This window comes from Arthrobacter sp. NicSoilC5 (genome assembly GCF_019977395.1).
Taxonomy (GTDB): Bacteria; Actinomycetota; Actinomycetes; order Actinomycetales; family Micrococcaceae; genus Arthrobacter.
Genome location: NZ_AP024660.1, coordinates 3,808,679 through 3,823,287, shown reverse-complemented (window position 1 = coordinate 3,823,287; position 14,609 = coordinate 3,808,679). Strand labels below are relative to the sequence as shown.

The window sequence follows — 14,609 nt, the reverse complement described above, 5'->3', positions numbered from 1 at the left end:
GCAGTGCTGTCCGGGGCAAAAAGAAAGCGTCCTGCGCCGGGGCTGCCCCGGCGCAGGACGCCCTGCCGGATGTCCGCTACTTGGAGTCGGCGGCCGTGACCTTGGCGGTGGGCTTCATGTTTTCCGCCTGCACCATCCAGGCGAACTGCTCCAGCCTGGCGATGAACTCGTGCAGGAGGTCCGCCGAAGTGGGGTCTTCCTCATCTACCTCGTCGTGGACCTTGCGCATGGTGCCCACGGCGGCCTCCATGGCGGCGACGATCCGCTCGATCGCGTCCTTAGTGCTGATCAGGCCGTCAGGGAACTGGGCCAGACTGGTGGTCCCGGCCACGGTGGAGCTGCGGCCGTCGGGAAGCGCGTGCAGGGCACGCATGCGCTCGGCGGTGTCGTCGGCGAACTGGCGGGCGGCGTCGACGATCTCATCGAGCTGCAGGTTGAGGTCGCGGAAGTTGGTGCCCACGATGTTCCAGTGCGCCTGCTTGCCCTGGATGTGGAGCTCGATCAGGTCCGCCAGGACGGCCTGCAGGTTGTTGGTCAGTGTCGGTGAAGCTTTCATGCGTCCTCCTCAATTGGTCCAGTACGGCAGACGCTACCAGCCGTGGACGGCGCGGCGGCAGGGCCAAAGACAATTTCTCAGTGAGCTTACTAATTTCGAAAACCAGTCATAAACGAGTGTGCTTCATATTGCGTCTTGCATCACACGCCCGCCACCCCCATACTAAATGAACGCCATTCATATAGTGACCTCCGTCTCACAGCCTTCCAGAAAGTGGTGCCATGACAGAGACAATCCGCACCAGTACTGCCAAACCCGGTCCGCACGCCCACGCCCCCTCCGCGGACGGCGTCAGCGCCAAGGGACTCAAGGGCGGCCAGCTCGGGCTCCTGGCCGTCGTCGTCCTGGGCATTTCAACCATCGCCCCCGCATATACACTCACCAGCGCACTGGGACCTACCGTCAATGAAGCCGGCCTCCAGCTGCCCGTCATCTTCCTCATCGGGTTCATCCCCATGATCCTGGTCTCGCTGGCCTACCGGGAACTCAACGCCGACTCCCCGGACAGCGGCACCACCTTCACCTGGGTCACCAAGGCCTTTGGCCCGTGGGTGGGCTGGATGGGCGGCTGGGGCCTGCTGGCGGCAAACATCATCGTGCTGTCCAACCTGGCGGGCGTCGCCGTCGACTTCTTCTACCTCTTCCTGTCACAGCTCACCGGCTCCCCCGAACTGGCGGACCTGGCGGACAACAAAGGCCTGAACGTCATTACCTGCTTCGTCTTCGTGGCGCTGGCCGTCTGGGTCAGCTACCGCGGCCTGCACACCACCAAGCTGGTGCAGTACAGCCTGGTGGGCTTCCAGTTGCTGGTGCTGGGCCTGTTCGTCGTGATGGCCTTTGCCAACTGGTCCACCTCGGAAACGGCCATCCCGTTCAGCTGGGAGTGGTTCGATGTCACCAGGATCGAGACGTTCGGTCAGATTGCCGCCGGCATCTCCCTGTCGATCTTCGTGTACTGGGGCTGGGACGTCTGCCTCACCGTGAACGAGGAAACGGCCAACGGCAAGAAGACCGCCGGCGTGGCAGGCACCCTGACCGCCGTCATCGTCCTGGCCATCTACCTGCTGGTCAGCATCGCCACCATGATGTTTGCCGGCGTCGGTGATACCGGCAACGGCCTGAACAACGCTGAAAACCACGAAAACATCTTCACCGCACTGGCCTCCCCCATCATGGGCCCGTTCGCCATCCTGATGTCCCTCGCCGTGCTCTCCAGCTCCGCTGCGTCCCTGCAGTCAACCTTCATGTCGCCGTCGCGCAGCCTGCTGGCCATGGCCCACTACGGCGCACTGCCGGAACCCTTCAGCAGAATGAGCAGGAAGTTCGCCACGCCGGGCTTCGCCACCATCGCCGCCGGCGTGATGTCAGCGGGGTTCTACGCAGTGATGCACGTGGTCAGCGAGAACGTCCTGAACGACACTATCCTGGCCCTGGGCCTCATGATCTGCTTCTACTACGGCCTCACCGCCCTGGCCTGCACCTGGTACTTCCGCCACAGCCTGTTCAACAGCGTGCGCCACTTCGTGCTGCGGCTGGTATGCCCGGTGGTGGGCGGCGTGGGCCTGTTCGTGGTGTTTGTCCAGACCGCCGTGGACAGCCTGGCACCGGAGTTCGGCAGCGGCTCCGAGGTGTTCGGCGTGGGCCTGGTGTTCATCCTGGGCGTGGGCATCCTGGCCCTGGGTGCCGTGGTCATGCTGGTCATGTCCCGCACTCACCCGGGCTTCTTCCGCGGCGAAACCCTCAAGCAGGACACCCCCGCGCTGGTCGTTCCGGAATAGGCTCCAGCCCAAAAAGGTGCCGTGCCCCCGCCAGGGGCACGGCACCTTTTGTGTTGGCGACGACGGATGGCTCACCAGTAGTGCGCCACATCGACCACCAGGCGTGAGCCGGAGCCCGGGCCGTCGAGGGTGAACACCCGGAACGGCAGCCGGGCACGGACGCCGAGCCCGATGGTGGTCTGGCCCTCGAAGCTTCCGGCCCAAACCACCTGGCGGAAGGTCTGGTAGCCCGAAACGTTGGAGAGCTCAGCCTTGTCGGCAGGGGTGTAGGTGGGCTGGCCGTTGTTGTCATAGGCCGGCGCCTTGACGACGACCTGCAGCCGGGCGCCGCCCCGCGTTGGCACCACTGCTCCCGAGCCGTCCTGGATGATCTGGGGGACGTAGCGGACCGTGTAGCCGGGGGCCGGCGCGCCGCTTAGGTCAACCACCAGCCGGTCAAAGCAATAGTGCTGCCCGGTCCGGACATTGGTCACGGGTGCGCCGCCCATGGCGCCGTCCGACTTCATCAGCGAACCCCACGTGAGTCCGCAGTACGACGTGGTTGCCGAGGCGGCGCCCGGAGCCACCAGGCCCAGGCCTGCAGCCAGCAGGACGGCTGCGAGCCAGATGAAGAACTTTTTCATTGCAGTGCCATCCAAAATGAGAGCCATTGGATGCTTCCAGCGTAGGAGCGTTCGCGGGCGGAAACGAGGGGTCATTTTGATAACGACGGCGGCACCGGGCCAAGCAGCCGGACCAAAGCAGCACAGGACAAAGAAGCGCCGGCCACCTCGGGTGAGGTGGCCGGCGCCGGGAAACCAGGATGGAAATTTAGCCTTCGCAGTCGCGGCAGTACTTCAGGCCGTCCTTTTCGCGGGCAACCTGCGACCGGTGGCGGACCAGGAAGCACGACGAGCAGGTGAACTCGTCAGACTGCTCGGGAACCACAATGACGGTCAGTTCCTCGTTGGAGAGGTCGGCGCCGGGCAGGTCGATACCTTCAGCGGTGTCGTTCTCGTCGACATCGATAACCGCGGTCTGCGCGTTGCCGCTCCGTGATGCCTGGAGGGCCTCGAGAGAGTCGGCCGGCGACTCTTCTTCCTGCTTGCGTGGAGCATCGTAATCGGTAGCCATAGCATGTTCACTTTCGTTGCTGCGCAGCGCCATTTCAGGCACCTCAGTGAAGCAGTTTAGGGCATTATCCCGCTACCGGCGCAATAGTGTGCTTAACCAGACATCGGGCCGGTTTCTGCCGTTGTTCCCGCGTGCACCGAGCGGGCGTGGCCGGCTCCGATGGACACCCCGCTCAAGGCCGGCAGCCAGCCCCACCGGGTGGCGTCAGCCATGGCGCCGGCGGCGTCCGTTTCGGAGTCGAAAGTGAGGGTGTCCAGCAGCCAGCCGCGGAGCCGGACGAACAGGGTAGGCGTCATGCCTGAAACCTACGCAGCTATTGTTGTGGCCACGTTTCGCCGCCGTCTCCTCCGGATTAATTCCGCGGCCCTGGCGTTACCGCACCGGCGGGGCCGTGCTGCTGCGCAGGACGAGCTCGGGCTCCACCACAAGGGTCCGGGGGCCGCCCGTGCCATCGAACGCAGTGAGCATCATGTCCATGCACCGCCGGCCCAGTTCTTCAAAGTCCTGCCGGACCACCGTCAGCGGGGGACTGAAATAGCCGGCCTCGGGCTGGTCGTCGAAGCCCACCACGGATACGTCCCCGGGCACCTTGATGCCTGCCTCGTTCAATGCGCGCAGGACTCCAAGGGCCATCTGGTCGTTGCCAACGAAGAGCGCAGTGGCGCTGCGGCCGGCTGCCAGCCGCCTGCCGATCTCGTATCCGCTGCCCGCGCTCCAGTCGCCCTCGATGATCAGGTCTGCCTCGAGCCCGGCGGAGTCCAGCGCTCCCCGCCAGCCCTCGGCGCGGGCTACGGCGTCGATCCAGTCCTGCGGTCCCGCGACGTGTCCGATCCGGACGTGCCCCTGCCCGATGAGGTGTTCCACTGCCAGTTCTGCGCCGCGGCGCTGGTCCACCTTGACCCCGCCCACGGAGTCATTTCCGGTGGGACCGACGGCAACCACAGGCACTCCAATGGGCAGTTCCGCCAAGGCCGCCAGCGTCTCCAGGTGCGGAACGATCACTACTATTCCGTCCACCGACTGGTCCAGGAAGTGCCGGACGGCGTCCAGGATCGCGTCCCGGTTGACCTCCCGCAGCGCTGCGACGCTGACGAAGTATCCTGCGTCCCGTGCAGCACGTTCCACTCCCAGCAGGGTGTTGGCAGGGCCGTACTGCGAGAGCTCGCTGCCCAGGACGCCGATGGTCTGCGAGCGCCGGGTGACCAGGCTCCGCGCGGCGGTGTTGCGGCGGTAGCCGAGTGCGGCAATCGCCGCTTCCACCTTGCCGCGCGTGCCGGAGCTGACATTGGGGTGGCTGTTGACCACCCGTGACACGGTCTGGTGCGAAACCCCGGCCAGTTCCGCCACGTCCTCGAGCGTTGGCAGCCGGGGTGGCCTGCCGTCCGTCACGGGGTTCCGCTCCATGGCAGCCGCCGGGGCCGGCACCTCAGCCGTGCCACTGGGTCAGATCCCGCCGGCCAGTTTGTAGTAGGCCGCGTTCCAGTTCAGGTCCTTCTTGAACTGGCGGATGGTGGTGCCTTCGTCGATGGTGAGCAGTTCGGTTTTGGCGATTTCGGCGAAGTCCTCGAAGACGTCCATGCCCACCTGGGTGGAGAGCACGGTGTGGTGGGCGGCGCCGGCGGTCAGCCAGGCGGCGGCCGAGGTGGCGAAGTCCGGCTTCGGCTCCCACAGCGCGCGGGCCACGGGGAGGTTGGGCAGCGGCTGGTCCAGGGGAACGACGTCGACGGCGTTGGCCACCAGGCGGAAACGGTCCCGCATGTCGGACAGGGCGACGACGACGCCTGGCGAGGCGTCGGCGTCGAACACCAACCGGACAGGGTCTTCCTTGCCGCCGATACCCAGGGGGTGGATTTCCAGCCGCGGCTTTGCTGCCGTGAGGGAGGGGCAGACCTCGAGCATGTGGGCGCCCAGGATCTTTTCGGAGCCGGGTTCCAGGTGGTACGTGTAGTCCTCCATGAGGGACGCGCCGCCGGGGAGGCCGGCGCCCATCACCTTGGCGGCCCGGACCAGGATGGCGGTCTTCCAGTCGCCCTCGGCGCCGAACCCGTACCCGGCGGCCATGAGCCGCTGCACGGCCAGGCCCGGCAGCTGGCGGAGGGCTCCGAGGTCCTCGAAGGACGTGGTGAAGGCGGCGGAGCCGTTGCCTTCCAGGAAGCTGCGCAGGCCCAGTTCGATCCGGGCGCCGTACCGCAGCGATTCGTGCCGGGCCGCGCCTGCGCGGAGCTCCGGCACCACGTCGTAAAGGTCCTCATACTCGGCCACCAGGGCGTCGACGTCGGACTCTGCAGCACCGTGGACGGCGTCCGCGAGCTCGTTGACGGACCAGGTGTTGACCGCGACGCCGAAGCGCAGCTCGGCCTCGGTCTTGTCGCCTTCGGTCACGGCGACGTTGCGCATGTTGTCGCCGAAGCGGGTGAGCTTCAGGCTCCGGACGGCGGCCCAGCCGGCGGCGGCGCGCTGCCAGGAGCCCACCTGGCGGGCCACCTCGGGGTTGGAGACGTGCCCGACGACGGTCTTCCGGGCGATGCCCAGGCGGGACTGGATGTAGCCGAACTCGCGGTCGCCGTGGGCGGCCTGGTTCAGATTCATGAAGTCGAAGTCAATGTCCGCCCACGGCAGGTCGCGGTTGGCCTGCGTATGCAGGTGCAGCAGGGGCTTGCGCAGCAGGTCCAGGCCCTGGATCCACATCTTGGCCGGGCTGAAGGTGTGCATCCAGGCCGTCACTCCGATGACCGAGTCATCCGAGTTTGCCTCCAGGGCGGTGCGGCGGATGGCATCGGAGTCGGTCAGGACCGGCTTCCACACGATCCGCACGGGAACCGACGAGGAGGCATTGAGCTGGTTGGCGATCTCCTGCGACTGGGCGGCCACCTGCTTGAGGACTTCCTCCCCGTAGAGGTGCTGGCTGCCGGTGAGGAACCAGACTTCGTAGCCGTCGAGGGAGGTGTTTGCTGCGGTGCTCATGGATTCTCCTGGGAAGAGTTTTGGGCCGGTTATTGGCCGTAAACGTTCTGGTAGCGGGCGTAGAGGGAGTCGATGTGGTCCTGGTCGATGGGCAGCGGCTCGCCCAGTTGCCGGGAAATGTGCACGGTGCGGGCCACTTCCTCGCACATGACGGCGGCCTTCACGGCGGACCGGGCGTCCTTGCCGATGGTGAACGGGCCGTGGTTCTGCATCAGGACCGCCGGGGACTTGGAATTCTTCAGCGTCTCGACGATCCCGTGGCCGATCGAGTCGTCGCCGATCAGCGCGAACGGGCCCACTGGGATGGACCCGCCGAACTCGTCCCCCATCATGGTCAGCACGCACGGGATGGCTTCGCCGCGGGCGGCCCAGGCGGTGGCGTAGGTGGAGTGGGTATGCACCACCCCGCCCACTTCCGGCATGTGCCGGTACACATAGGCGTGCGCGGCGGTGTCCGACGACGGGGACAGCGGCGGGTTGCCCCAGTCGACCGTGCCGCCCCCACCAAGGTTGGTGCCCCTGACCGGGGTGCCGTACAGGTCGGTCACGATCATCTGCTCGGGGGTCAGGTCCTGGTAGGAGACACCGGAGGGCTTGATGACCATGAGGTCGGTGCCGGGCAAGCGGGCGGAGACGTTGCCCGCGGTCCACACCACCAGGCCGTACCGGGTCAGCTCGGCGTGCAGGGCGCACACTTCCGCCCGGACTCGGGCGATGGTTTCCAGGAGGCCGGTTCCGGCGCCTGCTGAGGCGCTCATGCGGACACCTCCACGGGTGATTCGGAAACGGAGCCTGCGCCGGAGAGGCCGGTGCGCGCGGCTTTGCGCTGGATGGCCTTGAGCCGGTGCATGACGTCGTTGCCGCCCCTGCCGAAGTAGTCGTGAAGGGCCTTGTATTCCTTGAACAGTTCTTCGTAAGCGGCCGCGTTTTCGGGAATTGGGGTGTAGACCTCCCCGGGCTCGGCGCCCATGGCCGCGGCGGCCGCACGGATGTCCGCGTATTCGCCCGCTGCGACAGCAGCGTGGATGGCCGATCCCAGGGCCGGACCCTGTTCCGAGCCGATGGTGGACAGCTGCAGGCCGGTGGCGTCTGCGTAGATCTGCATCAGGAGCCTGTTCTTGAGCAGGCCGCCGGCCACGATGAATTCCTTGACCGGAACCCCGGCGTCGCGGAAGGCGTCCACGATGGTGCGGGTTCCAAAGGCTGTGGCTTCCAGCAGCGCGCGGTAGGTATCCTCCGGCCTGGTGGCCAGGGTCTGGCCCACCACCATGCCCGAAAGCTCGTGGTCCACCAGGACCGAACGGTTGCCGGAATGCCAGTCGAGCGCGATCAGGCCGTGCTGTCCGATGGCCTGCCGGGATGCCAGTTCGGTGAGGTACTCGTGGATCCCCAGGCCGGCGTCCTTGGCAGCCTGGTGGTATTCGGGCGGGACGCCGTACTTGGTGAACCAGCCGAAGATGTCTCCCACGCCTGATTGTCCGGCCTCGTAGCCCCACAGGCCCGGCACGATTCCACCATCCACGGCACCGCACATTCCCGGCACCTCGCGCAGCTCGCTGCCGTTCATGACGTGGCAGGTGGAGGTGCCCATGATCGCCACCAGCTGGCCGGATTCCACAGCCTTCGCGGCCGGGGCCGTGACATGGGCGTCAACGTTTCCCACGGCCACCGCGATGCCCTCCGGCAGCCCGGTCCAGGCGGCTGCCTCCGCCGTCAGGGTGCCGGCGGCGTCCCCCAGCTGGCCGATGGTGTGCTCCAGCTTGGAGCTGACAAAGTCTTTGAAGTCCGGGTTCAGGGCGGCCAGGAACTCATCGGACGGATACCGGCCATCCTGGTAGATGCCCTTGTAGCCGGCAGTGCAGGCGTTGCGGACATACCGGCCGCAGAGCTGCCAGACGATCCAGTCCGCAGCCTCCACCCAGTGGTCCATCGCGGCGTAGGCCTCCGGGTCCTCCTCCAGCAGCTGCAGCCCCTTGGCGAATTCCCATTCGGAGGAGATCAGGCCCCCGTAGCGGGGAAGCCAGTCCTCCCCCCGTTCAGCGGCAAGCCGGTTGATCCGGTCGGCCTGGCCCTGCGCAGCATGGTGGCGCCAGAGCTTTACATAGGCGTGCGGGCGGTTGGCGAAGCCGGGCAGTTCGTTGAGGGGCGTGCCGTCCGACTTGACCGGAACCATGGTGCAGGCAGTGAAATCCGTGGCAATGCCGACGACGGCGGCGGGGTCGATCCCGGCGTTCGCCACCGCGGCGGGGACGGCGGTCCGCAGGACGTCCCGGTAGTCGTTGGGCACCTGAAGTGCCCATTCCCCGGGAAGGCGGGCGCCGTCGTCGCCCGCGGTGTCCCGGGGCAGGACGTCGGTAACCACCGCGTGGGGGTACTCATGGACGGCGCTGCCCAGTTCCTTGCCGTCGCGGACACGCACCACCACGGCACGGCCTGAAAGGGTTCCGTAATCCACCCCGATGACGCAATGGTCATGGTGGGACTCGGAGCCGGGAGTGAACAGCGCATCTGGCATGGGGTTGCCTCCGTCCGGGAGGCTTAGGCCTCATTACCGGGTTTGTAGGGGTCAGGGTGTAGCTACGTGCTGCAGCAAGTGTGAACGCTAACAAAGAAGAAGTCAATGAAGCCGAAAAGTTTCCGAAATTCCTGCCGGGCACTCTTGTTAGCGTTCACAAACCGGTCTATATTGAACCGACACATCAACAATGTGGCCAGGACCAGGGAGCACTGGTGCTGCCTGGTCCACCAACACTTCGCGGCAGTGCTGCCGCGGAAGGAGAAAATGGTGAGAATCAAAAAACTGATGGGCGCGGTGGCCCTTGTCCTCGCCCTGACGGTGGGCGCCACAGGTTGCGGCTCCCGCGGCGGGGCCAGCGAATCCAGCGGTGCCGCCAAGCCCAGTGATTCACTGGTAGGCATTTCAATGCCCACGCAGACATCCGAACGGTGGATCGCTGACGGCGCCAACGTGGAGAAGTCCCTGAAGGACCTCGGCTACAAGACGGACCTGCAGTTCGCCAATGACGATATCCCCACGCAGGTGTCGCAGATCGAGAACATGCTGACCAAGGGCGCCAAGGCCCTGATCATCGCCGCCATTGACGGCACCACCCTGACTGACGTCCTGGCCAAGGCCAAGGAGCAGAACGTCAAGGTCATCGCGTACGACCGCCTCATCAACGGCACGCCCAACGTCGACTACTACACCACGTTCGACAACTACACCGTTGGTGTCCAGCAGGCCACCTCGCTGCTGACCGGGCTGGGCCTCGTTGATGCCAGCGGCAAGAAGGTGGACGGCAAGGGCCCCTTCAACATCGAGCTTTTCGCGGGCAGCCCCGACGACAACAACGCCAACTTCTTCTGGACCGGCGCCATGGACACCCTCAAGCCGTACATGGATGCCGGCACCCTGAAGGTCCCCAGCGGACAGACCAAATTTGAGCAGGCAGCGATCCTCCGCTGGCAGGCACCCGTGGCCCAGAAGCGCATGGAGGACATCATCACCTCCGCGTACAGCTCCGGCACCAAGCTGAACGGCGTCCTGTCCCCGTATGACGGCCTGTCAATCGGCATCATCTCGGCCCTCACCAGCACCGGCGGCTACGCCAAGGGAAGCCTGCCCGTAGTAACCGGCCAGGACGCCGAAAAGGGTTCCGTGAAGTCCATCGTCGCCGGCGAGCAGTACTCCACCATCTTCAAGGACACCCGCCAGCTCGGCGCGCAGGCCGTCAAGATGGTTGATGCTGTCCTCAAGGGCCAGGAACCGGAAACCAATGACACCAAGACCTACAACAACAAGGTCAAGGTTGTCCCGGCCTTCCTGCTGAAGTCCGTGATCATCACCAAGGACAACTACAAGAAGGAACTGATCGACTCGGGTTACTACAAGGACTCCGACGTCAAGTAGTCAGCGTCCGGGGGCTGTGGCCGGACCTCCATCCGGCCACAGCCCCGCCCGCAGCCTCCTGCAGCAGCAGGAAGGCCCAGCTTCGACCAGTCAGTGGGAATTGACGATGAACACACCCATTCTTCAAATGCGAGGAATCACCAAGACGTTCCCGGGCGTGAAAGCGCTGCAGGACGTCACCCTGGATGTGAACCGTGGCGAGGTCCACGCCATCTGCGGTGAAAACGGGGCCGGCAAATCAACGCTCATGAAAGTGTTGTCCGGCGTCTATGCACACAACACCTTCGACGGGGAGATCCTGTTCGAGAACGAACCCTGCAACTTCTCCAGCATCTCGGACAGCGAAAAGCGCGGGATTGTCATCATCCACCAGGAACTGGCCCTGAGCCCGTTCCTCTCCATCGCCGAGAACATCTACCTGGGCAATGAACAGGCCACCAATGGATGGGTGGACTGGCGCAAGACCAACCTCGAGGCAGCCAAGCTGCTGGCCCGCGTTGGCCTGGACGAGAATCCTGTCACCCCCGTGCAGCACATCAGTGTCGGTAAGCAGCAGCTGGTGGAAATCGCCAAGGCATTGTCCAAGGAAGTGAAGCTGCTGATCCTGGACGAGCCCACGGCCGCCCTCAATGACGAGGATTCCGGCCACCTGCTGGACCTGATCCTCCACCTGAAGGGCCAGGGCGTCACCAGCATCATCATCAGCCACAAACTCAATGAGATCCGTAAGGTGGCGGACGCCGTCACCATCATCCGGGACGGCAGGACCATCGAGACCCTGCGGCTCGACGAAGGCCAGATCACCCAGGAGCGGATCATCCGCGGCATGGTGGGCCGGGACCTGGAGAGCCTGTACCCGGACCGCGAGCCGCGAATCGGCGAGGAAGTGCTGCGGATCGAGGACTGGTCCGTGCGCCACCCCCAGGACCACAGCCGTATGGTGGTCAACAACGCCAACCTCCACGTCAGGAAGGGCGAGGTAGTGGGCCTTGCGGGCCTCATGGGTGCCGGCCGCACCGAACTTGCCATGAGCGTCTTCGGCCGCACCTACGGCACCGCCACCTCCGGCAAGGTCTACAAGTACGGCGAGGAAATCAACACCGCAACGGTGTCCGACGCCATCAGGCACGGCATCGCCTACGCCACCGAGGACCGGAAGCACTACGGGCTGAACCTCATCGAGGACATCAAGCGGAACATTTCCCTGGCAGCCCTGCGCAAGCTCGCCAAGCGCGGCTTCGTGGACAAGAACCAGGAAACCGTGGTGGCCAACGGCTACCGCACGAGCATGAACATCAAAGCCCCGTCGGTGGCCGCCATCACCGGGAAGCTGTCCGGCGGAAACCAGCAGAAGGTGGTGCTGAGCAAATGGATGTTCTCCGACCCCGACGTGCTCATCCTCGATGAACCCACCCGCGGAATCGATGTCGGGGCAAAGTACGAGATCTACACGATCATCGCCAAACTCGCGGCCGAAGGAAAAGCCGTCATTGTGATTTCCTCGGAGCTCCCCGAGCTCCTGGGCATCTGCGACCGCATTTACACCCTCGCTGCCGGGCACATCACCGGTGAGGTGCCCATCGCCGAGGCCACCCAGGAGACCCTGATGCACTACATGACCAAAGAGAAGGAATAGCGAAATGTCCGCCCTACGAGAATCGCTCGGATTCCTCACCAGCCGCCTCCGCCAGGTCGGCATCTTCGTTGCCCTGATCCTGATCGTCCTGCTGTTCCAGGGACTGACGGGCGGGATCCTGCTGGAACCGCAGAACGTCACCAACCTGGTGGTCCAGAACAGCTACATCCTCATCCTGGCCATCGGCATGGTGATGGTGATCATCGCCGGGCACATCGACCTTTCCGTCGGGTCGGTGGCCGGGTTCATCGGCGCCGTGGCCGGTGTCATGATCGTGCACTGGGGCTGGCCGTGGTGGGCCGCCATCCCAGCCTGCCTGCTGGTCGGCGCCCTCGTAGGTGCCTGGCAGGGCTACTGGATCGCCTACGTGGGGATCCCGGCCTTCATCGTCACGCTGGCGGGCATGCTGATCTTCCGGGGGCTGACCCTCATCACCCTGAAGAACCAGCAGATCACCCCCTTCCCCGCCGAGCTGCGGGCCCTGGGCGGAGGATTCCTCCCGGACATCTCCGGCGGCACCTCCGTGCTGGAATGGCTCACCGTCATCCTGGGCGTTGGCGCCACGGTTGCCCTGCTGATCCAGGCGCTCAAGGAGCGCAGGATCCGCCGGAAGTTCGATCTCGAAAGCGAACCCCTGGTCTGGTTCGTCATCAAGACCGCCTTCACGGCCCTGCTCATGCTCGTCATCACCTTCCTGCTGGCGTCCTACCGGGGCACGCCGATCGTCCTGGTGGTGCTGGCCGCACTGGTAATCGCCTACACCGCCCTGATGAACAACAGCGTCTTCGGGCGCCACACGTACGCCATCGGCGGCAACCTCCACGCAGCTGAGCTGTCAGGCATCAAGACCAAGGCCGTTACCTTCCGCCTCTTCGTGAACATGGGCGTCCTGGCCGCACTGGCCGGCCTGGTCTTCACTGCCCGCCTCAACTCGGCACAGCCGGCCGGCGGAACCGGCTTCGAACTCGACTCCATCGCCGCGGCGTTCATTGGCGGCGCCGCCGTCACCGGCGGCATCGGAACAGTGGCCGGAGCCATGATCGGTGGCCTCATCATGGGTGTCCTCAACAACGGCATGTCCATCCTGGGCCTGGGCACCGACTACCAGCAGCTCATCAAGGGCCTGGTGCTCCTTATCGCCGTCGGCTTCGACATCTTCAACAAGAACCGCAGCGGTGGCGGCGGCAACATTGGCAAGCGCTTCAAGCTCAAGACCAGCCCTCCGCCGGCAGCAGAGAAGCCGGCGCCTGCCGCCAGCGAAACGGTGGAGGCAGGCATCAAGTAGGAAACACCCCCCCGTGCACCTGTTGGCCCCCGCCGCCCCGGACCGAGTCCTGGCAGCGGGGGCCTTCCTGCGTGCGCCCGTGGCGGTTCCGGGCAACTGCTCAGGGCGCGGCCACGCCGGTTGCCGCATCTGCCGGCGAGCGCCGGCGGCGGCTCAGCACGATGAAGGGGGCCGCCAGCAGCTGCACCGCGCCGCCCAGGGCCAGTGACGCCGGGTAGCCGTAGAGGTCCGCGGTCCTGCCGAGCAGCGGCTGCACCACCACTCCCCCGCTGGACCCCATGAGCGAGGCGAAGCTCAGGACGGTGGCCCGCTGCTTCGAGGCGATCATGTCGTTGAGGTACGCCTGGCGCACGGGGGTGCCGGCGGAGGCAACCACCGCCCAGAGCGCCAGGAGCACCAGGGCCAGCCAGAAGATGTGGGTGGCCAGGAGCACCACCAGGACCACGGAGCTGGTGATGGTGGAGGCGATCAGTACCGTGGTGCGCCGGCGGACCAGCTTCCGGACCAGCGGGGCAAGCCAGCCGCCCACGATGTCCGCGCCGGCAACGATGGCTGCTGCCAGGCCTGCGATGGCGTAGGCCCTCGGATCGCCGAAGAGCTGCAGAAGGTAGGGCTGGAGGGCGTAGAAAACGTAGAATCCCACGCCCTCCGTGAACGGGGCGGCCAGCATCATGAACCGCACCGGGGGGTTCTTCAGTCCGCCGTCCACCGAGGCCTGCAGGACTGCGCGGGTGGCCTGCAGGGGGTGCGCCGACCGCTCGGGGGTGAAGCCGACGTCGTGCATGAGCAGGAAGGCAACAGCGAACATGGCCACCAGCACCGCGACGCGCAGCAGGAACGGCACGCCCAGGTTGGTGGCCTGGGCAATGACCCCGCCCGCAACTGACCCGGCCAGCATGGCGATGCCGGAAACCATCTGGCCCCGGCCCAGGACGACTTCGAGGCCACCGTCGTAGCCGGAAAAGTGGAGGGCGTCCACCAGCCAGGCCTCCACGGCCCCCGAGAAGAAGGTGAAGCCAAGGCCCAGCAGTGCAGACACTGCTGCCCACCACCAGAACGGAGCCGACAACTGCCACAGCAGGTAGTACAGGTAGGTGGACCCGGCCAGGGTCACAGTGCCCAGCAGGAAGGACGTGCGGCGCCCCCAGCTGTCGGCCACCACCCCGGTGGGCACCTCGAAGAGCACCATGCCTGCCGTGAAGAAGGCGTTGGCCGCGAAGGCTTCCAGGTTGGTGAGCCCGGCATCGAGCAGGAAGAGCGTGTTGATGCCCCAGATGAACGACGCCGCAAGGGTGTTTCCCAGCGTCAGCGTCAGGTAGACGTTCTGGATCTTTCGTGCTGCGGCGTTCACCGGCGGCCGTTCCCTT

General features: G+C 65.6%; 13 protein-coding genes. 4 read left to right on the top strand and 9 right to left on the bottom strand.

Annotation, left to right across the window (positions count from 1 at the left end; all coding sequences use genetic code 11):
* Positions 1 to 76: 76 nt before the first annotated feature.
* The gene (locus LDO22_RS17895; protein ID WP_224025018.1) at positions 77 to 556 is read right to left on the bottom strand and encodes a DNA starvation/stationary phase protection protein; all 480 of its coding nucleotides are present in this window, start codon (positions 554 to 556) and stop codon (positions 77 to 79) included.
* 221 nt (positions 557 to 777) lie between these two features.
* On the opposite strand from LDO22_RS17895, the gene LDO22_RS17890 reads away from it, so the two are divergent.
* On the top strand, positions 778 to 2,334 hold the full coding sequence (locus tag LDO22_RS17890; RefSeq protein ID WP_224025016.1) for an APC family permease: 1,557 nt from the start codon (positions 778 to 780) through the stop codon (positions 2,332 to 2,334).
* Positions 2,335 to 2,405: 71 nt separating this feature from the next.
* Here LDO22_RS17890 and LDO22_RS17885 read toward each other — a convergent pair whose 3' ends face one another.
* From LDO22_RS17885 to araB, 7 genes are all read right to left on the bottom strand, one after another.
* The gene (locus LDO22_RS17885) at positions 2,406 to 2,957 is read right to left on the bottom strand and encodes a hypothetical protein (protein ID WP_224025014.1); all 552 of its coding nucleotides are present in this window, start codon (positions 2,955 to 2,957) and stop codon (positions 2,406 to 2,408) included.
* 187 nt (positions 2,958 to 3,144) lie between these two features.
* Positions 3,145 to 3,447 (bottom strand): DUF4193 domain-containing protein, encoded by a 303-nt coding sequence (locus LDO22_RS17880; RefSeq protein WP_018762118.1) that lies wholly within the window; start codon positions 3,445 to 3,447, stop codon positions 3,145 to 3,147.
* Between the two features lie 92 nt (positions 3,448 to 3,539).
* Complete coding sequence (locus LDO22_RS17875; RefSeq protein ID WP_159632882.1) at positions 3,540 to 3,743, bottom strand: hypothetical protein; 204 nt, start codon at positions 3,741 to 3,743, stop codon at positions 3,540 to 3,542.
* Between the two features lie 76 nt (positions 3,744 to 3,819).
* Entirely contained in the window at positions 3,820 to 4,851 is a 1,032-nt protein-coding gene (locus tag LDO22_RS17870) for a LacI family DNA-binding transcriptional regulator (RefSeq protein ID WP_224025012.1), read from the bottom strand.
* Positions 4,852 to 4,890: 39 nt separating this feature from the next.
* On the bottom strand, positions 4,891 to 6,411 hold the full coding sequence (gene araA, locus LDO22_RS17865) for an L-arabinose isomerase (protein WP_159632884.1): 1,521 nt from the start codon (positions 6,409 to 6,411) through the stop codon (positions 4,891 to 4,893).
* A 29-nt stretch (positions 6,412 to 6,440) separates the two neighbouring features.
* Entirely contained in the window at positions 6,441 to 7,169 is a 729-nt protein-coding gene (locus LDO22_RS17860; protein WP_224025010.1) for an L-ribulose-5-phosphate 4-epimerase, read from the bottom strand.
* Positions 7,166 to 8,926 carry a ribulokinase gene (gene araB, locus LDO22_RS17855; protein WP_224025008.1) on the bottom strand — a complete coding sequence of 587 codons (1,761 nt, stop codon included), beginning with the start codon at positions 8,924 to 8,926 and terminating at the stop codon, positions 7,166 to 7,168. Before araB ends, LDO22_RS17860 begins: the two co-directional genes overlap by 4 nt.
* Positions 8,927 to 9,193: 267 nt before the next feature.
* On the opposite strand from araB, the gene chvE reads away from it, so the two are divergent.
* From chvE to mmsB, 3 genes are all read left to right on the top strand, one after another.
* Positions 9,194 to 10,321 (top strand): multiple monosaccharide ABC transporter substrate-binding protein, encoded by a 1,128-nt coding sequence (gene chvE / locus LDO22_RS17850; protein WP_224025006.1) that lies wholly within the window; start codon positions 9,194 to 9,196, stop codon positions 10,319 to 10,321.
* Between the two features lie 106 nt (positions 10,322 to 10,427).
* Positions 10,428 to 11,957, top strand: coding sequence for a multiple monosaccharide ABC transporter ATP-binding protein (gene mmsA, locus LDO22_RS17845; RefSeq protein WP_224025004.1), 1,530 nt, complete (start codon positions 10,428 to 10,430; stop codon positions 11,955 to 11,957).
* A 4-nt stretch (positions 11,958 to 11,961) separates the two neighbouring features.
* On the top strand, positions 11,962 to 13,242 hold the full coding sequence (mmsB, locus tag LDO22_RS17840) for a multiple monosaccharide ABC transporter permease (RefSeq protein WP_159632888.1): 1,281 nt from the start codon (positions 11,962 to 11,964) through the stop codon (positions 13,240 to 13,242).
* 100 nt (positions 13,243 to 13,342) lie between these two features.
* Here mmsB and LDO22_RS17835 read toward each other — a convergent pair whose 3' ends face one another.
* Positions 13,343 to 14,593, bottom strand: coding sequence for an MFS transporter (locus LDO22_RS17835; protein ID WP_224025002.1), 1,251 nt, complete (start codon positions 14,591 to 14,593; stop codon positions 13,343 to 13,345).
* Positions 14,594 to 14,609 lie beyond the last annotated feature (16 nt).